Source organism: Virgibacillus sp. Bac332 (assembly GCF_003667785.1).
Classification (GTDB): Bacteria; Bacillota; Bacilli; order Bacillales; family Amphibacillaceae; genus Virgibacillus; species Virgibacillus salarius.
This window is the reverse complement of sequence record NZ_CP033046.1, coordinates 3019004-3039230: the sequence shown is the minus strand read 5'-3', so window position 1 is coordinate 3039230 and position 20227 is coordinate 3019004. Positions and strand designations below refer to the sequence as shown.

General features: G+C 36.6%; 19 protein-coding genes. 2 read left to right on the top strand and 17 right to left on the bottom strand.

Annotation, left to right across the window (positions count from 1 at the left end; genetic code table 11):
- Positions 1-18: 18 nt before the first annotated feature.
- The 5 genes from lpdA to D9782_RS14430 all read right to left on the bottom strand — a co-directional run bounded on the left by lpdA (position 19) and on the right by D9782_RS14430 (position 6777).
- A complete protein-coding gene (lpdA, locus tag D9782_RS14450) occupies positions 19-1440 on the bottom strand; it encodes a dihydrolipoyl dehydrogenase (protein ID WP_026681096.1) in 1422 nt (473 codons plus the stop codon).
- 24 nt (positions 1441-1464) lie between these two features.
- A complete protein-coding gene (gene buk, locus D9782_RS14445) occupies positions 1465-2544 on the bottom strand; it encodes a butyrate kinase (protein ID WP_026681097.1) in 1080 nt (359 codons plus the stop codon).
- Between the two features lie 31 nt (positions 2545-2575).
- A complete protein-coding gene (gene bcd, locus D9782_RS14440) occupies positions 2576-3670 on the bottom strand; it encodes a branched-chain amino acid dehydrogenase (RefSeq protein WP_026681098.1) in 1095 nt (364 codons plus the stop codon).
- Positions 3671-3681: 11 nt separating this feature from the next.
- Positions 3682-4596, bottom strand: a complete 915-nt coding sequence (gene yqiS, locus D9782_RS14435; RefSeq protein WP_026681099.1) for a phosphate butyryltransferase — start codon at positions 4594-4596, stop codon at positions 3682-3684.
- 117 nt (positions 4597-4713) lie between these two features.
- Complete coding sequence (locus D9782_RS14430) at positions 4714-6777, bottom strand: sigma-54-dependent Fis family transcriptional regulator (RefSeq protein ID WP_026681100.1); 2064 nt, start codon at positions 6775-6777, stop codon at positions 4714-4716.
- A 139-nt stretch (positions 6778-6916) separates the two neighbouring features.
- Here D9782_RS14430 and D9782_RS14425 point away from each other — a divergent pair, with 139 nt between their 5' ends.
- On the top strand, positions 6917-7165 hold the full coding sequence (locus tag D9782_RS14425) for a DUF2627 domain-containing protein (RefSeq protein WP_026681101.1): 249 nt from the start codon (positions 6917-6919) through the stop codon (positions 7163-7165).
- A 138-nt stretch (positions 7166-7303) separates the two neighbouring features.
- A complete protein-coding gene (locus D9782_RS14420; RefSeq protein ID WP_026681102.1) occupies positions 7304-8650 on the top strand; it encodes an aspartate kinase in 1347 nt (448 codons plus the stop codon).
- Between the two features lie 319 nt (positions 8651-8969).
- On the opposite strand, the gene spo0A is transcribed toward D9782_RS14420, so the two are convergent.
- The 12 genes from spo0A to D9782_RS14360 form a co-directional block, all read right to left on the bottom strand.
- Positions 8970-9746 (bottom strand): sporulation transcription factor Spo0A, encoded by a 777-nt coding sequence (gene spo0A / locus D9782_RS14415; protein ID WP_026681103.1) that lies wholly within the window; start codon positions 9744-9746, stop codon positions 8970-8972.
- Positions 9747-10054: 308 nt separating this feature from the next.
- Positions 10055-11350: a SpoIVB peptidase gene (gene spoIVB, locus D9782_RS14410; RefSeq protein WP_051388309.1), complete on the bottom strand. Its 1296-nt coding sequence runs from the start codon at positions 11348-11350 to the stop codon at positions 10055-10057.
- A 239-nt stretch (positions 11351-11589) separates the two neighbouring features.
- On the bottom strand, positions 11590-13347 hold the full coding sequence (gene recN, locus D9782_RS14405; protein WP_121605067.1) for a DNA repair protein RecN: 1758 nt from the start codon (positions 13345-13347) through the stop codon (positions 11590-11592).
- 24 nt (positions 13348-13371) lie between these two features.
- A complete protein-coding gene (gene ahrC / locus D9782_RS14400) occupies positions 13372-13821 on the bottom strand; it encodes a transcriptional regulator AhrC/ArgR (RefSeq protein ID WP_026681106.1) in 450 nt (149 codons plus the stop codon).
- 31 nt (positions 13822-13852) lie between these two features.
- Entirely contained in the window at positions 13853-14683 is an 831-nt protein-coding gene (locus tag D9782_RS14395; RefSeq protein WP_121605066.1) for a TlyA family RNA methyltransferase, read from the bottom strand.
- Positions 14684-14701: 18 nt separating this feature from the next.
- Positions 14702-15277 carry a hypothetical protein gene (locus tag D9782_RS14390; RefSeq protein WP_121605065.1) on the bottom strand — a complete coding sequence of 192 codons (576 nt, stop codon included), beginning with the start codon at positions 15275-15277 and terminating at the stop codon, positions 14702-14704.
- Positions 15278-15974: 697 nt separating this feature from the next.
- The gene (locus D9782_RS14385) at positions 15975-16859 is read right to left on the bottom strand and encodes a polyprenyl synthetase family protein (protein WP_121605889.1); all 885 of its coding nucleotides are present in this window, start codon (positions 16857-16859) and stop codon (positions 15975-15977) included.
- A gap of 2 nt (positions 16860-16861) precedes the next feature.
- Positions 16862-17092: an exodeoxyribonuclease VII small subunit gene (locus D9782_RS14380; protein ID WP_026681110.1), complete on the bottom strand. Its 231-nt coding sequence runs from the start codon at positions 17090-17092 to the stop codon at positions 16862-16864.
- A 5-nt stretch (positions 17093-17097) separates the two neighbouring features.
- The gene (xseA, locus tag D9782_RS14375; RefSeq protein ID WP_026681111.1) at positions 17098-18438 is read right to left on the bottom strand and encodes an exodeoxyribonuclease VII large subunit; all 1341 of its coding nucleotides are present in this window, start codon (positions 18436-18438) and stop codon (positions 17098-17100) included.
- Positions 18435-19289: a bifunctional methylenetetrahydrofolate dehydrogenase/methenyltetrahydrofolate cyclohydrolase FolD gene (gene folD, locus D9782_RS14370; RefSeq protein ID WP_026681112.1), complete on the bottom strand. Its 855-nt coding sequence runs from the start codon at positions 19287-19289 to the stop codon at positions 18435-18437. Before folD ends, xseA begins: the two co-directional genes overlap by 4 nt.
- 18 nt (positions 19290-19307) lie before the next feature.
- Complete coding sequence (gene nusB / locus D9782_RS14365; RefSeq protein ID WP_026681113.1) at positions 19308-19688, bottom strand: transcription antitermination factor NusB; 381 nt, start codon at positions 19686-19688, stop codon at positions 19308-19310.
- A 147-nt stretch (positions 19689-19835) separates the two neighbouring features.
- Positions 19836-20222 carry an Asp23/Gls24 family envelope stress response protein gene (locus tag D9782_RS14360; protein ID WP_026681114.1) on the bottom strand — a complete coding sequence of 129 codons (387 nt, stop codon included), beginning with the start codon at positions 20220-20222 and terminating at the stop codon, positions 19836-19838.
- Positions 20223-20227 lie beyond the last annotated feature (5 nt).

Below are 20227 nucleotides of genomic sequence, written 5' to 3'. Positions count from 1 at the left end.
AGTCCCTCCTTTTATAAATTAACCATGTATTTGTTTACCATCTACTGCAAGTGCAGCTTCACCAATCACTTCTGCTAAAGTTGGATGTGGATGGATGGTGTGTCCCACTTCCCAAGGTGTAGCGTCCAGCACTTTAGCAAGGCCAGCTTCTGAAATCATATCAGTCACATGAGGACCTACCATATGTACACCTAAAATATCATCCGTTTGCTTATCTGCAATTATCTTTACAAAGCCATCAGCTTCACCATAAACCAGTGCTTTACCAACTGCCTGGAAAGGAAATTTGCCTATTTTAACTTCATATCCATTTTCTTTTGCTTGTTTCTCAGTTAAACCTACACTTGCTGCTTCTGGACTAGAATAGATACATGACGCTACCTGTGAATAATCAATTGGCATTGGGTTCTGATCAGCCATATGCTCCACAGCGACAATTCCCTCATGGGAAGCAACATGCGCTAGCTGCATACCACCAATCACATCACCAATTGCGTAAATATGTGCTTCCTTTGTTTGATAGAATGAATTCGTTTGGACAAATCCGTTCTCTACAATAATATCTGTATTTTCCAAGCCAATGTTATTTGTATTTGCTTTCCTACCTACAGAAACAAGCATTTTCTCTGCATGAAAGCGTTGATGTTTTTCATTGATTTCTGCTTCAATTTGAACTCCATCTTCTTTTAAAAGTGTATCAGCTAGTACTTTTGCACCTTTGACAAAATTAATTCCTTTTTTCTTCAATAATCTTTCTACTTCTTTGGCAACAGCAGTGTCCTCAGAAGGTAGAATATCTTCTAAGTATTCAATGACAGTTACTTCCACATCAAAATCCGCCAGCATCGACGCCCATTCTATGCCAATAACGCCTCCACCAACAATAATAATTGATTTTGGTAGCTCTTCTAACTGTAATGCGTCATCAGAGTTTAATACCGTTTTATGATCAATATCTAAACCAGGCAACGTTTTTGGAGTAGATCCAGTTGCAATCAAAACATTTTTTGGAACTAGCATGGTGTTCTCATCACCATTCGCATATTCAATAGAAATCGTTCCGGGCATCGGAGAAAATATACTTGGTCCTAGTATTCTTCCGTATCCATTATAAACATCAATCTTCCCCTTCTTCATTAACCCTTGAACACCCTGATGAAGCTGATCGACAATAGCTCCTTTTCTTTTTTGAACTCTCGTGAAATCAAGCTTTGTGTCCTTCGTTTCCACACCGAATTCATAAGCGTTTTTAGTTTGTTTATAGACTTCAGCACTTCGCAATAATGATTTTGACGGAATACAACCACGATGGAGACATGTACCACCCAATTCTCCCTTTTCAACAACTGCTACTTGCATCCCTAGCTGAGAGGCTCTTATGGCTGCTACATAGCCGCCAGTACCACCTCCAAGTATTACCAAATCGTAATCCTTAGCCATTTTTCAACACTCCTCTATCAAATTCTAATTAGGGTACGTTTTTGCTATTTCTTCCCCTCTGAGTATCCGAAGAACACCAGCATTTAAAGCTTGTAGCTCATCTTCGCCTGGGTAGACAACCGTATCAGCTATCCAATTGATCCGTCGAATAATCGACTCAGTAAACGATTTTCCATGTGCAAGGCCTCCAGTTAAAACAATTCGATCAACGTCCCCTGATAACACTGCACTCATGGAACCTATTTCCTTAGCTACCTGATAAGCCATTGCTTCATATATTTCCTTTGCCTTTTCATCGCCTGAAGCAATCCGTCGTTCTACCTCGATGGCATCACTTGTATGAAGATAACCCATCATTCCACCTTGCCCTACAATCTTTTTCATTACTTCTTCTCTATAATATTGCCCTGAAAAACAAAGTGCAATTAAATCCCCTGCTGGTACAGTACCTGCGCGTTCCGGTGAAAATGGTCCCTCTCCGTGTAACCCATTATTTACATCAACTACTTTCCCACGTTGATGTGCTCCGACAGTTATGCCACCACCCATATGCGTTACTATGAAATTCAAATCCTCATATTGTTTATTCATATCATTTGCGACTTTTCTAGCAACTGCCTTCTGATTTAAAGCATGGAAAATACTCTTTCTTGGTATTTCAGAAAAACCAGAATACCTAGCAATTTCCGCAAGTTCATCGACTACGACTGGATCAACAATATATGCAGGAATATTAAGGTTTAGAGCAATTTCATTTGCTATGATGCCCCCTAAATTGGAGGCATGTTCACCATTATAGCCAATTCGCAAATCAGTTAGCATTTGCTCGTTCACTTCATATGTTCCACCCTCGATCGGCTGAAGTAATCCGCCGCGAGCACAGACAGCACTTAATTTAGATATATTTATCCCTTCATAATCAAGCTGATTAAGAATGATATGTTTTCGATACATATGCTGTTCGATAATGGATGGAAATTGGTTTAATTCATCGGATTGATGACGAATTGTTTTTTCAAAAATACATGTTTCATTATCAAAAACCCCTATCTTTGTAGAAGTAGAGCCAGGGTTTATCACAAGATTTCTAAACTTAGCTAGCAATACATTTTACCTCCGTTGTCTAAGTTGTACCTTATCTTCTACTAAGAATATGATGTCCATTCAGCAAGAATTGACTTCTAGAATTACGTTCAGACTCAATTCTCTCCTCAGCCATCCGATCAGCCGCTACATAGGTTGGAATGTTATCTCTTTTGGAAATAGCAAATACTTTTTGTAGACTGTCGTAAATGGTTTCCACTTTTTTCATTGCGCGATCATGATTATAACCATGTAATTCATCCGCTACATTTATTACACCACCAGAATTAATGACATAATCAGGAGCATAAACGATTCCTTGTTCATGAATAATATCTCCATGCTTTGAAGACTTTAATTGGTTATTGGCTGAGCCTGCAATGACTTTCGCTTTTAATCTAGAGATTGTATCATCATTAATTGTAGCTCCTAATGCACATGGAGCGTAAATATCACAGTCAACATCATAGATATCGTCCGGATCAACAGCTGTTGCGTCGAAAGCTTCAACAGCTCGATTAATTGCTTCTTTATTTATATCTGTAACAATTAATTGAGCCCCTTCTTCATGTAAAAATTCGCAAAGTGCATAAGCTACATTACCAATTCCTTGGATTGCAATGGTTTTACCTTCTAAAGAATCATCACCATATGCCTCTTTTGCAGCAGCTTTCATTCCTTTGTAAACACCATACGCTGTTACTGGAGATGGATTACCAGATGAACCTGATTCTGGAGAAATACCTGTTACAAAATCTGTTTCCATATGAATTAAATCCATGTCATGAACAGTAGTTCCTACATCTTCCGCCGTAATATATCTTCCATTTAATCCTTGAATATATCTTCCAAATGCCCGAAACATTTCTGGATTCTTATCTTTTTTTGGATCACCAATAATTACTGTTTTTCCACCGCCCAAATTTAATCCAGCTGCAGCATTTTTATATGTCATACCTTTAGCTAAGCGTAATGCATCTTCAATCGCTTCTTCTTCCGATTTATATGTCCACATTCTTGTTCCACCAAGAGCTGGCCCTAAAGTTGTATCATGAATAGCGATAATAGCCTTTAAACCAGAATTTTTATCTTGACAAAATACTAATTGTTCATAATCATATTTTTCCATATAAGTAAATAGTTCCATGTTTATTCCTCCTAAAATGTATGAGCTGATACAAGAGCTAAAGAAAGTGAATATACTTTACTTTCAGCTGAATCTGCTCGTGATGTAAGTATAATCGGTGCTTTTGCACCACTGATAATAGCTGCCACTTTTGCATTAGCATAATAAACAAAAGACTTGTATAGTGCATTTCCCGCTTCTATAGATGGTGCTAATAGTATATCTGCATTACCAGCTACCTCTGATTTGATCCCTTTTTGCTGAGCTGCTTGATACGACACTGCATTATCAAAAGCTAATGGACCGTCAATCAGACATCCTTTTATTTGGCCTCTTTGTTGCATTTGGGTTAATACAGCAGCATCCATCGTCGACTGCATAGCCTCGTTTACCACCTCAACAGGAGTGATAGCAGCAACTTTCGGGACATTAATACCAACAGCGCTAGCAACTTGAACTGCGTTTTGAATAATCTCAACCTTTTGTTGTAAATCTGGCGCAATATTCATAGCTGCATCTGTTAGAAACACTACTTTTTGCTGATTAGGGATTTCAAAAAGCGCGACATGAGATAATACTTTTCCTGCACGAAGGCCATATGCTTTATTTAATACAGCTTTCAAGATATCTTTTGTAGCTATTTTCCCCTTCATAAGGATATCTGATGCCTTATCATTTATAGAGAGAACTGCTTGCTTAGCAGCCTCATGATTATTTTCTACATGACGAATAGTCATGTCGCTATTCCATTGACTAGGTATTAAACCTATATCAGTTGCTAATTCGGTTATTTTCGATTCATCCCCAAATAGCAAGAAAGTACATAAATCTTCTTCGAGTGCTTTTTTCACTGCCAGAAGCACTTCCTTATCAGCCGCATTTACCACCGATACGGTTCGCTTTCTTCCTTTTTTTACTTTAGCTTTTAATTCGTTTAACGATTCCATACATACCTCCTATCTCTGCCCCAAATATAATTAAGCAAAAACCGTGCCAACCTACAAACAATGAAAACGCTTCAATTTGTAGTGCAACCACCTTGCAAATTATTGCAACAATGCAAATTATTGCAGGTTATTTCTTTCAATTTTATACTTATCCATTTTATAGTATAAATTTCTTATCGAAATATGGAGATCTTTTGCTGTTTTCGTTTTATTGTAATGATTTTTTTCAAAAACGTGTTGTATATATTGTTTTTCATAATGTTCAACAGCTTTTTGTAACGGTAAATCAGTCGTAAGCTGTTCGCTATGATGGGAAATACTCTCCGTCTTTGTTGCTAATTCTGGAAGGTGCTTTAGCTTAATGATTTCTTCATTCATATCCATGTATATCATTGCTCGTCCAAGCACATTCTCGAGCTCTCGGATATTACCTGGCCAATGGTATCTCTTTAATTCAGCTAATACTTCATCTGAGACAAACCGAACATTTCTCCCATAATCTTGATTAATCTTCAAAATAATATGCTCCGTTAAGACCGGTAAATCAGACAATCTTTCCTCTAAGGAGGGAATGAAAATGGGTAATCGATTTAAGCGATAATAAAGATCCTCACGAAATGTTTTCGCCATGATCGCTTTCTCTAAATTTACATTTGTGGCGGTAATTATTCTAACGTTAATTGATATTGGTTGTGTGCCACCTACTCTTACAATTTCATTTTCTTGAAGTACTCGTAATAATTTTGCTTGCATATTTAAAGAAAGTTCGCCAATCTCATCTAGGAATATACTTCCATAATTCGCTTCCTCAAATAAGCCTTTTTTGCCACCATGCTTAGCTCCTGAAAAAGCCCCTTCTTCATATCCAAATAATTCACTTTCTAAAATGGATTCTGCAATGGCGGCACAATTGACTCTTATAAATTTATGGTGCTTGCGGTCACTCTCATTATGTATAGCATGGGCAAATAACTCTTTACCTGTTCCTGATTCACCACGAAGTAAAACAGTTGCTGGTGTTTTTGCCCCTACTTTAGCTTGCTCTAGGGCTAATTTCATTTCAGAAGAGGTTCCGATAATATCATCAAAGGTATATTTCGCTTCCAAATTCCGAATAATTTGTCTTGCTCGCTTTAACTCAGTTGTCAGTGCGTGTATTTCGGAAACATCATGAAGTACACCAACGCTACCTTTCATTTTTCCATCCACAATAATTGGAGCTACATTCACATATACCTCTTTCTTTTTAGGGCCAACTTTCATCGTAGCACCTCGGACAGCTCTTCGAGTCTGAAGTACTCTCATATGCATGCTTTCTCCCTCAGAAATATCTGTAGTAGCTGGTTTGCCTATAACATCTGATTCTTCTAATCCAGTGATTCTTGTATATGCTGGATTGATCATAATCCCAAAGCCATTTTCATCTACTACACTAATTGCCTCATCAGAAGAATGAATAATCGCCTCCAACATCGTTTTAATTTCTTTTAGGTCTGTGTTTTCTTCAGCCAAATTCATGACTTCCGTAATATCTTTAAATACTGCAAAAGCACCAACTAATAAGTCATCTGCATTAATAATCGGTATTCGCGTTGTAATAACTTGTTTTTTATTTTCCAGCGTTAATTTTTGATTAACCTCTCTACGTCGATTACGTAATACCTTCGGCAACCTTGTATTTGCAATTACACTCTCGATCGACTTACCTTCAAATTCTCGTTTCTCTTTCCCTACAATTTTTTCAGCGCCTTTGTTGACAAACGTAACGATTCCTTCATTATTAATAACAATCATGCCGTCTCTTATATTATTTAAAATGAGTGCTTGATTACGCATCTGAAGCTTCACTTTCTCCAACAATGTTTCCTTCTCATCAAATAATTCGGAAATAATATATGCGACACTTCCAGGAATAACTACCGTTTTTCGATTTCGTAGCTCAATTAATTTGTCTAATACCTGATCGTCACCAGTTGCTTCAATTATTATATCAATATCCTGATGAATCCAACTTGTCCACTCCACGCCTACTGGGATGTTATATTTTCTAGCTAACTTTAAGCCAGGCGCATCTTTGTTTGTATCAATTACTGCTACTATTTTCATTGTCTGTGTAGCATATAAGATATTTAGAAGGATACTCCCACCTTTACCAGCACCAACAATTAGTACCCGCTTCATTTCATCCCACCTTGCATTTTTTTGCATAGTACTATGATACGTCAGTCTGCACGATTTAGCAAACCGATTCTCTCCACTAATTCCTTTTTATATAATCTTCTGCTATACTTAAGAAAGAGCATACATAAGGGGAAATATAATGATTAGAATCATCGCCGCACTCACATTATTCATTCCTGGAGTCATATCTGCAATCGGAATAAAGCTTATGCGAGATGCATTATTTGATTCCTTTTATCCGATTTTCATTTATACAGGTGTGCAATTTTTTGTTGGATTTATTTTATTTCTTGCTGGAATTGCCTTTATCGGCGGATTTATTATACATCGAGACCGTAAAAGGCAACGCTTAAAGCAAGAGCAGAAAAAAATAATAGAGGATGAATAAGTAACATGAGATGGGATATTTTTCCCATCTTTTATTTTTTCATCCTAAATAAACAAATTCTTTCACCTTTCGCAATGTGCAAAAAAAACTGAATTTATGTTATGATTTTAATTAAAAATATCATCGGGAGGAATTAGCGTGAAAGTAGCAAAATTTGGGGGGAGTTCTGTAGCAAATGCAGAACAATTAAGGAAAGTAGGGAATATTATAAAAGCTGATCCTCAAAGAAGATTTATTGTAGTGTCAGCTCCAGGAAAAAGATTCAAATCAGATAGGAAGATAACTGACATGCTGATTGAATTAGGTGAAGTGCATTGTAATAATGGACAAACAGATGAATATGTCTACCCTATCATGCAACGCTTCAATGAAATTGTCGAGGAATTAAATATATCAGGAGAAATTCTTGAAAGTATTTCTCAGTCCATCCAATCTATTTTGCATAGTAAAAATTCAGACCCAGAAAAAATGGATGCATTGAAATCGATAGGTGAAGATAGTTCGGCAAAAATTTTAAGTGCTTACCTTAATCATATTGGTATTTCAGCTAAATATGTAAACCCCCAAGATGCAGGTATCTTAGTAAGTAATGAACCAGGAAATGCAAAAATATTACCTGAAAGTTATGAAAAAATTTACAATCTTAGAGACAGCGAAGAAGTTTTAGTAATACCAGGTTTCTTCGGGTATACGAAAAATGGAAAATTAATAACCTTCTCTCGTGGAGGTTCAGATATAACTGGATCCATTGTAGCTGCAGGAGTCAAAGCGGGTCTTTATGAAAATTTTACTGATGTTGATTCTGTATTTTCCGTCAATCCGGCGTTCGTGAAAGATCCTCAAAAGATCACTACATTAACTTATAAAGAAATGCGTGAGTTAAGCTATGCTGGCTTTTCTGTTTTCCATGATGAAGCATTAATTCCTGCATACAAAGATGAAATACCTGTATGTATAAAAAATACGAATAACCCAGAAGCACCTGGTACATATATTGTTTCTGAAAAGAAACCAAGCGAGAAGTGTGTTGTTGGAATTGCTAGTGATACAGGCTTCTGTAGTATTTATATTAGCAAGTATTTGATGAACAGAGAAATTGGCTTTGGTAGAAAGCTTTTTCATATTCTTGAGGATGAGGGTATCTCTTTTGAACATGCACCTTCAGGTATTGATGATATGTCTATCATTCTTCGTGAAAGTGGGCTGCCAATTGCAAAAGAAAAAAAAATATTACAAAGAATTCAAGCAGACTTACATCCAGATTTAATTTCCATTCATCGAAACTTAGCTATGATTATGATTGTTGGAGAGGGTCTTGTTAGAACCATTGGCCTTGCACAAAAAGCAACAACAGCTATTGCAAGTGCTAATGTAAATATCGAAATGATTAACCAGGGTTCATCTGAGGTATCGATGATGTTCGGTATCAAAGCTGAAGACTTAGATAAAGCTGTAAAGTCACTGTACCATGTCTTTTTTGAATAAAAACACTAACAAAAGAATGGGTCGAAAGCATTTTTAGCGATATAAAACCCGAACTTTAAAGATAAAGTTCGGGTTTTTGGTTTGTGGATTTTGTGGTGACAGATAGTTCATTCATCCCTCGTCAACATGCTTCGCTTTCCGCGAGAATGACCCATAGCCTCCTCAGTTAGCAATTTCTTTCGGACTCGTACTGTCTCTCTGGATAGGAAAGCCTTCAGCAACAATACTTCGCACGTAAAAAACACTCTTCTGCCTAAAGGAGTCTACGGTTATTTTGGACTACCCTAAAGTATGCTTACAATTTATTATAATAAATCGTTCAACTGGCTTTATGCTCAAGTCGTAAGTGATCGGCAACCATCGCAATAAACTCAGAATTGGTAGGTTTTGCCTTTGTAATACTTATGGTATAACCAAATAGAGCGGAAATGGAATCAATATTCCCACGACTCCAAGCCACTTCGATAGCATGGCGAATAGCTCGTTCTACTCGGGATGCTGTTGTATTATATTTTTTTGCAATATCAGGGTATAGTACCTTGGTAATTGAACCTAATAATTCAATATCATTATACACCATCGTTATCGCTTCTCGTAAATACATGTAGCCTTTTATGTGAGCAGGGACACCAATTTCATGAATAATATTGGTAATACTTGCTTCTAAATCCTGTTTTTTCTTCTCTTTACGATTCACTTTTGACACACCAGTAGATATTGCATTATGACCTTGTACTTGCCTGATTTGCTCTGATAAATTATCTAGATCAAATGGCTTTAAAATGAAATAAGATGCTCCTAAGTCTACGGCTTTCTTCATTACCTCTTCCTGTCCAAACGCTGTAAGCATAATAACATGAGGTACTTTTCCAGATGAAGAACGTATCGTATTTAATACAGCAAGACCATCTACATGTGGCATAATAATATCTAACACTAATACATCCGGTTCTAATTCCTCTAGCATTGTTAGACAGTCTCTCCCATTATATGCCGTTCCGATCACCTCAATATCTCCCTGTTCTTCGAAATAATCCTCCATTAATTGAATTAATTCCCGATTGTCGTCGACCAAACATACTGAAATTTTTTCCACAAAAGCTCCTCCTTTTATGTAGTACAAAACTTTTCACTATTTTACATATTCTACACAATTGCTAAATATCCTTTTTTTATTTAAAAAACTTTGGTTTTTTTAATATTTTCTTTAATTTACTCATGTTTTCTCCTTTTTACGATATGATTCGATATTTATAGACACTCATGTCGAAAAATATTTACCTAATTATACCACATTTAATAAAGATTGGACAAAAGTTTTCGGATTATTAGAAATAATATTGCTATATGTTAAGACAAAAAAGAAAAAGACTTGTAATGGAATACTCCATACAAGTCAAGCCTTTAACTAGCTTTATTTGTTTGTTTTTCTTTTTTATAAATATCAATACCCGCATCTTGTAACATCCACTCAAGATGAACACCATAACCAGATGTAGGGTCATTTACGAAAACATGGGTAACAGCACCGATAATTTTTCCGTTTTGAATGATTGGACTTCCGCTCATCCCTTGTACTATTCCCCCAGTTTCATTAAGCAATTCTTCATCTGTAATTTGTATAACCATTCCTTTGGTTGCAGGAAATTTTTGCGGCACGCTACTTACAATTTCAATGTCATACTCTTGGACCTGTTCACCCTCAACAACAGTCAAGATTTTTGCAGGGCCTTCTTTTACTTCATGAGATAAAGCAACAGGCATAGGCTCATCCCACTTTCCATTAGACATTTCATCGTTTAATTTGCCAAATATTCCAAAAGGGCTATTCTTTGTAATCGACCCTATTTTATGATCTTCCGCAGAAAATTTTGCTTGTTTTTCTCCCGGAATTCCGTTATTTCCTTTTTCAATCGACGTTACTGATGAACGAACGATAGAACCATTATAGATCTCAATCGGTTTTTTTGTATCCATATCTGAAATCACATGTCCTAATGCACCGTATTTTTTTGATTTAGGTTCATAAAACGTCATTGTTCCAATACCTGCTGCCGAATCTCGAATATAGAGCCCGATTTTATAGTCGTTTTCCATACTATCTAGCGTAGGCTTTAGCTTTGTTGTTATCGTTTCTTTTCCTCTTTTTAACTTGATATCAAGTGAATTGCTTTCTTCACCTGCTTTTTCTACATATGGTTTAACATCCTTCATCTTTTTTATCTCATTTCCATTTATCTCTAAGATAACGTCCCCTACTTTTATATTTGCATTTTCTCCTGGGGAAGTTTCTCCTTGCTTACCATTAACTAAATGGTGTCCAACAACTAAAACACCCTTTGTGTGTAGCTGTACACCTATGGATTGTCCACCAGGAATAACCTTTAAATCGTCTAAAACATTTACATCAACATTCTTTATTGGTAAACCTGCAAATTCATAAAATGCTTGACTTTTCTCGTAATCATTGGCATAAACTTTATTTGAATTTGTAGTTTGTATTGTTTTTGTTGAGCCTTTTAGGTCGACATTTTCTCCTAGCGTCGGCAACGTAATTGGAGCATTATTATTTAGCGTGATAATCTCGCTAGGGATCGATAAATACTTCTGAATCGGGGCAAAAAAAGGAAATGCAAACACAATAATAAGGAGCACAAAACCTATCCAAAATCGAAATTTTCTTGTCTGTTTCCCGTTCAAATTATTTCACTCTCCTCGTTCCAACCCAAAACCACTTGTGTTTTTCTGTACTCCTAATTTGACCTACTAGCATTTGTTTTAAACTGGTGAAACATAAGTGTGCTACCTAACATTACCTTTGTTTAAGAAGCTTTCGTATGTATATGTAGACTTCTTGCGGAGGGTAACAAAAATACATGTATGATATTACTAACGATGGAATAAAGTAAATACCAATGCATATAAAAAAGCCAGATATTCTATTTTCTGGCTTTATCCTTCATATTATGCTTCTTTTTTGATTTATAATTCACAGCCATTTCCAACATTTCACGTGCATGCTCTACGGCTGTATCTGTAAGTTTGGTTCCCGTAATCATTCTTGCTAATTCATTTATTTGATAATCGATTGATAATTCACTAACCATCGTATGCGTTCGATCGTTCTGTGTCTGCTTTTCAATTAATTTATGCGTATCAGCCATTGCAGCTACTTGTGGGAGATGTGTGATACAAAGCACCTGTGATTCCTTAGAAATATGATGAATTTTCTCTGCTATAGCTTGTGCTACTCTGCCACTCACACCTGTATCTACCTCATCAAATATAACACTCGTAACACCTTGATTTCTAGCGAATATCTTTTTAAGTGCTAACATAATTCGTGACAGTTCGCCACCAGAAGCAACTTTACTTAGTTCTTTTAATGGCTCGCCCGGATTCGTAGAAATCATGAATTTAACCTGATCATATCCTTTTTGATGGAGATTTATTGCATGATATTCATCACTACGGATATATTGATCCATGTTTTCATGTTCGAATGATACAGAAAATGCAGCTTTATCTAAATATAGTCCTTTTAATTCATCATGAATTTCTTTCGTTAAAGCATTCGCTGCCTTTAAACGAAGCGCGTGTAATTCTTCCGCTTCTAAATAAGCATCCTTTGCTTTTTCATTTATTTGTTTTTCTAATTTTGATAAATGGGAATCCTTATTTTTTATTTCTTCCATTTCCTCTTCAATTTTAGCCATGTACTCTAATATTTCATCAACGCTTGAGCCATACTTTTTCTTTAAGCGGTTAATTTCGCTAAGTCGAGCTTCTATTTCATTTAACCGCTCTGGATCATACTGCATAGACTCTAGATAATTCCCTAAATCATGGGTTAGCTCTTCTAAGCCAAAGAAATAATTCCCAATTTCCTCTGCTTTTCCAGCAATAAATGTGTCGTACCTACCATTATCCTGTAAAGCTGTTTGTGCAGTTGTAACCCATTCAAGCCCTTTTTGATCACCATATAGAGCGTTATAGGCTATTTGTAACGCAGCGTAAATGCGTTCATAATTGGCTAAAGAGCTTCTTTCCTCTTCTAACCTTTGATCCTCGTTAGGCTCCAAATCCGCAGATGCCAGTTCCGTCATTTGAAATTCAAGCAAGTCAAGCCGCTGTGCTGTTTCTTGCTCGTTTTCGCTTAGTTTGCGATAACGAGTTTTTAAATTACTTAATTCCTCATATAAGCGAATATACTCTTCTTTAGCTCGTCCTATTTGTGCAGCATTATACTGATCCAATAAATCAATATGATTATCTGGGTCCATTAGTGATTGTGTTTCATGCTGGCTATGAATATCAATTAGCGCTTTTCCAAATTCACGTAGTATTGCCAATGTAACTAGCTTGCTATTTACGCGACAAATACTCTTCCCATTCGCAGTTATCGTACGCCGAAGAACAATTTGCTCATCTTGAATTTCAATACCATACTGTCTTCCGATTTCATAAATAGCATGCGACTTATCATCTATTGTAAACAAACCTTCAATATCAGCTTTTTTCGTTCCATACCTGACAAACTCAACGGAACCTCTTCCACCCGCAAGTAATTGCACTGCATCTATAATAATGGATTTCCCAGCACCTGTCTCTCCGGTTAATACAGTGAGACCATCATGGAAGGTAATTGAAATTTTATTAATTATAGCAAAATCCTGTATAGATAACTCTGTTAGCACGCCATCACTCACCTCATCCCAACTCTACAGCATCTCTATAAAACGTTCTTTAATAATTTCCGAGTCTGCTTCTGTTCTGCAAATGATTAAACATGTATCGTCTCCACAAATTGTCCCCATGATCTCTTCCCAATCCAAATTATCAATTAACACACCAACAGCATGGGCATTTCCAGGCAACGTTTTTAACACAATAAAATGGCTAGCATGTTCAATTTTCACAAATGCATCCATAATTAATCGCTTTAACTTATCTAACGGATTAAATCTTTGATCAGCAGGTAAGCTATACTTGTATTTCCCGTTCGTTGCTGGAACCTTTACTAAGTGCAATTCTTTTATGTCACGTGAAACAGTCGCCTGTGTAATATTATAACCTAAGCGTTTTAAGTGATCGACAAGTTCATCCTGTGTCTCTATTTCATTTTCTGTAATTAATGCACGAATCTTTATATGACGTTGTACCTTACTCATAGGGCGCCCCCATTTCCCATTTCAAGCTCATTTACTTTCTCTCTGCTTTTTGTAGTTCAGCATGTGCCTTTTTAACTACATCTTCTATTTCGACATCCGTAACTGTAATTCCTTTTTTTTCTTTTTGCCAGCCAAAGTGTGCCAGAAATTCTATGTTGCCATCACCGCCAGTAATCGGTGAGTGAGTTATATCAAATAGATCATATGATTCACTCATAGCAAAATCAACAATGGTTGACAATACAGACTGATGTACATTTTCATCTCGAACAATACCTTTTTTTCCTACTTGTTCTTTCCCAGCTTCAAATTGAGGTTTAATTAAAGCAACAATATCACTGTTTTCAGTAAGTAATCGTTTTAAGACTGGTAAAATAAGCTTTAAGGATATGAATGAAACATCAATTGTAGCAAAATTTGGTTTACCCTGTGTTAACATTTCAGGGGTGACATATCGAAAGTTTGTACGTTCCATAACTACTACACGATCATCATTTCGTAACTTCCAATCGAGCTGATTATAACCAACATCAATGGCATAACATAGTTGTGCCCCATTTTGCAAAGCACAATCAGTAAATCCTCCGGTTGATGAACCAACATCCACCATAATTTTATTTTCAGTAGAGATATCAAATGTTTGCAATGCTTTTTCTAGCTTCAGTCCTCCCCTACCAACGTACGGTAGTAATTTACCCTTAACGGTTAACGGAGTTTCTTCATCAATCTTCATTCCTGGCTTGTCCAATCGTTCATGTTCATTAAATACAAGGCCAGCCATGATCATACGTTTTGCTCGTTCTCTCGATTCCACTAAGTTTTTTTCTACTAATAATACATCTAATCGTTTTTTTTTACTCATTAGTCGTTTCCTTTATTACTAATTTTTGGGTAGTATTCTTATTTTTAATTTATTTTCTATAACAGATATTACTTTTCCAGCGAAGAAAATAATCGAGGTTGAGGCATTTATCGCAAAAAATTTGCCTAGCGCCTTACCTCCAACAGTAATAGCAGCAACTACACTTGTCAGTAGAACAGAAATCGTTATTTGAACGGTCGATCCTTCTCCATGACCTAATAAATTTGCCATTTGTAATACAACAATGGCTGAAGCTGTTCCACTCACTATACCTGAAATATCTCCTATCACATCATTACAAAAGCTAGCAAACCTATCAGCATTTCGGATAATGATAACCGCTTCTTTAGCGCCTGTTACTTTTTCTGCGGCCATTGCATGAAACGGTGCCTCATCAGCAGCTGTAGAAGCAATACCTAACATATCAAATACAACGCCGACAAATACTATCATAAATACAAGAAGTAAACCAATTATCCAAATAACTCCACTCAATATAGATGACGAGATAATTGAAAAAATAGCCGCTAACACAAAAGTGATAACGGCAATAGTTAGACTAAATTTAATCGATCGTTTTACGTGTGATTTCATTTCATACCTCTATTATATAAGATATTCATTCTTTTTATGTAAGAGAAGGAATGGTCATGTAAAAGGTAAAAACTGTGGCTTAGGTCCAGTAGGTTTTCCCAGTTGATTACCCCGTGTTGCCACGAAAGGCGGTTCCCCTTTAAAATCAACTTAGCTTCGTCGCCAAAAGCTAGACTGGATTACCACTTAGTCCACACTATAATCCCTTTTATATGTCATACGAACAGTCTAGGAGATTTCCTCAACAGTTCTTAACCGCTCCCTAGCCTCTTTTGCAGTGCTGATTTCATAGAGATGAAAATAAGCAAACTAGTGGCCATCTAATTTGTTATTTTAAGACTCTAATCCCCTCAGGCACCACTCAAGGCAGGCTACGCTGCATATTAGGTGTCCCTTACCATATCTGCAGGTTCATACCCCATTCCATAATGATAACTAGGCTTAGCTATCACTACAGAGATGGGCCTCCGCGGTAATCGGGTCAACGCCCACATGCCTTTGTGGATCGCCCGAAAACCTTAACTCCCAGCATAGACCCAAGGCTGGGCGCCTCAAGCCTACACAAGGAACTTCATCGATGTGCCCTTTGGCGGATTTTTAGGCCCGCCTTCAGGTACGGAGAACTGACTAGAATACTGCACCATTCCTTTGTTAGTTTAATTATAGCATATTTAAAAGGAAAGTTCTATTTCTGATTTTAATGGTCTCGTTGACTAAAATACTCCGTTAAATCCATTAACACCGATTCTTGTGCATTAGCTTTTTGTAATGCCGCTTTAGCCTTATCTACATACCACGTTTTCTTTTCGATAGCACCTTCAAGCCCTAGCAATTTTGGATAGGTACTTTTCTGATTTGATTCATCACTACCAACAGGTTTACCAAGCTTTGCTTCATCTCCCATTATATCTAGAATATCATCCTGAACTTGAAAAATTAATCCCAAATAATAAGAGAATTCTTTTAGATGCATGAGCTCTGTCCTTGATGCTCCTCCAAGAAATGCCCCAGCATAGACCGCAAACCGTAATAGTTCACCTGTTTTATGTGCATGAATTTGTTCAAGCTCCTCTAGGGTTACCGGTTGATTCTCTGCTTGCATATCTAAAATTTGCCCAGCTACCATACCTTTAGGCCCACTTGCTTCTGTTAATACCTGGAGTATTTCTACCTTTTGATCAGCAGTCAATTGAGAATCATTAGCTATTAGTTCGAAGCTGTATGTAAGCAATGCATCACCAGCTAAAATTGCTGTTGCCTCATCAAAAGCTTTATGATTTGTCAACATTCCTCGTCGATAGTCATCATCATCCATCGCGGGTAGATCGTCATGAATGAGTGAATAAGTGTGGATCATCTCTAAAGCTGCCGCAGTTGTCAGTGTAATAGCCGTTTTCTTTCCATAAACCTCATAGCTTGCTAATAATAAAATTGGTCTTAATCGTTTTCCGCCAGCTTTAACAGAATAAATCATTGATTGTTTTAACGTTTCAGGAATTTGGATGGTATCCAATTTTTCCAGAAGGGTTTTATCAATCAATTGTCTGTATTCCTGTAAATAATCTTTCATATTACGCAACACTGTCATTCTTCCTCCTGGATATGAAAAGGTTCAAGTTCCCCTTGCTCATTCATAATCTTTGTCATCTTTTCTTCTACGTGGATTAGCTTATCATTACATAGTTTAGATAGCTTCATTCCATCTTGATAGTAATCAATCGCTTTTTCTAAAGGTACGTCCCCTGTTTCCAGCTTTTCTACTATTTTCTCCAGCTGTGCCATTGCTTCCTCAAAGGAAAGTTCATTGTCCGACATTTTTATTATTCCTCCTCTACCCTTACAACATCACAAGTAATATCTCCATCCATCATCTTTACAGTAACTCGATCAGCTTTCTTTACCTGACTTACTGATTTAATAATAGTTCCATCTTCAGAATAAGAAATGGAAAAACCTCTTTTCATAATTTCTAAAGGATTTAGTAAACTTAACTTATCCAGATTATTTGCTAATCTTTCTGATTTTTGTGTGATAGTCTGTTGCATTATGTTTTGCTGTTGCTTCATTAGTTGTTTTAATTGCTGTTTGGATCTCTCCAACTGCTTGACTGGCTGTTGATAAATAAAACGTATATACAAATGCTGGTAGTTCTGATGACCCTCTCCTAAATGATTAGTCATTGATTTATTCAATTGATCCGTTCTTGTATCCAATTCCTGTTCTTTTTGTTTGAGCAATTGCACTGGATATCGAAAAGCATATGACTGTCGAAGTCTACTTAGATGTTGCTTATGTTGCTTTAACTGCTGATTTAAGTCTTTGATGAGCATTCGCTTTAATGTGGAAACCTTATCCTTTAATTCTTGTCTTGACGGAACCGCTAACTCTGCAGCACCTGTAGGAGTGGGAGCTCGCAGATCTGCAACAAAGTCACTAATCGTTACATCTGTTTCATGACCGACTGCCGAAATAATTGGAATTGTAGAGTTAAAAATCGCTTTAGCCACTATCTCCTCGTTAAAACTCCATAGTTCTTCAATGGATCCCCCACCTCTACCAATGATTAGTACATCGAATAGAGATTTTGTGTTAGCTACCTCTATAGCTTGACTAATGGACACTGGAGATTCCGTACCTTGGACAAGAACTGGTAAAACAGTAACTTCAGCGATTGGAAATCGCCGTTTAATGGTAGTAATAATATCTCGAACCGCTGCTCCTGTAGGCGAAGTAATAACACCAATATGAGTAGGTATCTCAGGTATTGGTTTCTTGTGGTGTTCATTAAAATATCCTTGTTTCTGTAGCTTTTCCTTTAGCTGCTCAAACGCTACGTATAAAGCTCCGATCCCATCAGGTTCCATTTGCTGAATATATAACTGATACTGTCCGTAGGCTTCAAACACACTAATTTCGCCTTTAATTAAAACGTTCATTCCATTTTCTGGAGTGAATTTCAACCTTCGATTATTCCCAGCAAACATAACAGCTTGTATTCTCGATTGATCATCCTTGATGGTTAAATACATATGTCCTCTTGAATGATGCTTAAAATTAGAAATTTCCCCGCGCAGCCAAACATCACTTAAATGCGGATCAGTGTCTATTTTTCGCTTTATATACTTTGTAAGCGCAGTAACTGTTAAATACTTATCATTCACAATTTCTCTAATCCTTCAGCTGCTTTTATTGTATTTTTTAAAAGCATTGTAATTGTCATTGGACCTACACCTCTGGGAACAGGAGTGATGAATGCCGCTTTTTCTTTTGCGCTTTCGAAATCTACATCTCCAGTTAATGAGCCATCCTCCAACCGATTTATACCGACATCGATGACCGTCGCACCTTCCTTTATATCGTTTGCATGAATAGCATTTGGCCTTCCAACAGCAACAATCAAGATATCCGCTTGTTTTGTAAACTGCTGTAAATCCTTCGTTCGAGAATGACAATATGTAACAGTAGCATTTTCATTTAATAATAACTGACCGACAGGCTTACCAACAATATTACTTCTTCCAATAATAACAGCATGTTTTCCTTCCATTGGAATATGTTTTGATTGGAGCATTGTCACTATTCCAAATGGAGTGCAAGGTAAAAATGTATTCATACCAGCCATCATTCTTCCAATACTTATAGGATGAAATCCATCTACGTCTTTATTAGGGTGTATTGTCTCAATAATTTGTTGTTCACGGATATGAGTGGGAAGTGGTAGCTGAACAAGGATACCATGTACCGCCGAATCTTGATTGAGCCTTTCAATCAGTGCTAGTAATTCTTCCTCAGTAATAGAAGTTGGCAACTCAATTAAATCCGAGGATATCCCTGTTTCCCTACAAGCTTTTTCTTTTCCGTTAACATATGATTTAGAAGCTGGATTATCACCAACTAATACAACGGTTAAATGTGGATATATTCCTTGCTTTTTTAGCTCTTCTACCTCTACTTTCATTTCATTTCGGAGTTCATCGGCTAACGCTTTTCCATTGATTATTTCTGCAGTCATTCACGACATCCCCTTCGTTTATTGAACAAATTTTGATAGAACACCATTTATAAATTTTCCTGAGTTATCATCTCCATATGTATTTCCTAGCTCAATTGCTTCGTTAATGGAAACATTATCAGGTATGTCCTCTACATAGCTGATTTCAAAGATAGCAATACGTAATATTGTTTTTTCAACAGACGCTATTCGATCTATCGACCAATTTTCTAGCTTCTCTGAAAGCATTTTATCAATTTCTTCCTTATTTCTTGCCACACCTTCTACGAGCATGGTTAAAAAGGCATCTTTCGTCTCATTTTCAAGAAAGTGCTCCATAGCCTCGGCTGGTTTATTGTCATTTACATCTAACTGAAACAATATTTGAAATGCCTTTTCTCTTGCTGTATGTCTGTTCATTGCTTATAGCTCCTTTTAACATATCTCTTACAAATCATAACATGATTATATCACCAATGCTAGAATCAACATTAAGACTGAATACCATGCTAATTATCAAAAAAAAGAGGTCAAAAAAGGATCTAATATTCCTTTTGACCTCTCTTCTTATTCATCTACATCGTCTGTTCCTTCCATTTGTATCCCTACAACATGAACGTTAATTTCATCAATTTCTAAAGCTGTCATATTTTTCAGCGTCTGTCTAATATTCGTTTGTAGCATTTGTGCAACCTGGGGGATAGATACACCAAAGTTTAAAATAACAAATAAGTCGATTAAAATTCCATTATCTGTTAATTCCACCTTTACCCCTTTACTATGCGCTTTCTTACCAAATCTTTCAGCCACTCCAGAGGCAAAATTACCACGCATCGCGTATAAACCATCTACTTCAGTAGCCGCTATACCTGCAATAACTTCAATAACTTCGGGAGCAATTTCTACTTTTCCTAAACGATCATCACTCACATTTAGTAATGGTTGTTCACTCATTTGCT

Bases quoted from the DNA above. Each gene is read 5' to 3' on its own strand.
- lpdA (WP_026681096.1), bottom strand. From the start codon at position 1,440: ATGGCTAAGGATTACGATTTGGTAATACTTGGAGGTGGTACTGGCGGC.
- bcd (WP_026681098.1), bottom strand. From the start codon at position 3,670: ATGGAACTATTTACTTATATGGAAAAATATGATTATGAACAATTAGTA.
- yqiS (WP_026681099.1), bottom strand. From the start codon at position 4,596: ATGGAATCGTTAAACGAATTAAAAGCTAAAGTAAAAAAAGGAAGAAAG.
- D9782_RS14430 (WP_026681100.1), bottom strand. From the start codon at position 6,777: ATGAAGCGGGTACTAATTGTTGGTGCTGGTAAAGGTGGGAGTATCCTT.
- D9782_RS14425 (WP_026681101.1), top strand. From the start codon at position 6,917: ATGATTAGAATCATCGCCGCACTCACATTATTCATTCCTGGAGTCATA.
- ahrC (WP_026681106.1), bottom strand. From the start codon at position 13,821: ATGAGTAAGGTACAACGTCATATAAAGATTCGTGCATTAATTACAGAA.
- D9782_RS14395 (WP_121605066.1), bottom strand. From the start codon at position 14,683: ATGAGTAAAAAAAAACGATTAGATGTATTATTAGTAGAAAAAAACTTA.
- D9782_RS14390 (WP_121605065.1), bottom strand. From the start codon at position 15,277: ATGAAATCACACGTAAAACGATCGATTAAATTTAGTCTAACTATTGCC.
- D9782_RS14380 (WP_026681110.1), bottom strand. From the start codon at position 17,092: ATGTCGGACAATGAACTTTCCTTTGAGGAAGCAATGGCACAGCTGGAG.
- folD (WP_026681112.1), bottom strand. From the start codon at position 19,289: ATGACTGCAGAAATAATCAATGGAAAAGCGTTAGCCGATGAACTCCGA.
- nusB (WP_026681113.1), bottom strand. From the start codon at position 19,688: ATGAACAGACATACAGCAAGAGAAAAGGCATTTCAAATATTGTTTCAG.
- D9782_RS14360 (WP_026681114.1), bottom strand. From the start codon at position 20,222: ATGAGTGAACAACCATTACTAAATGTGAGTGATGATCGTTTAGGAAAA.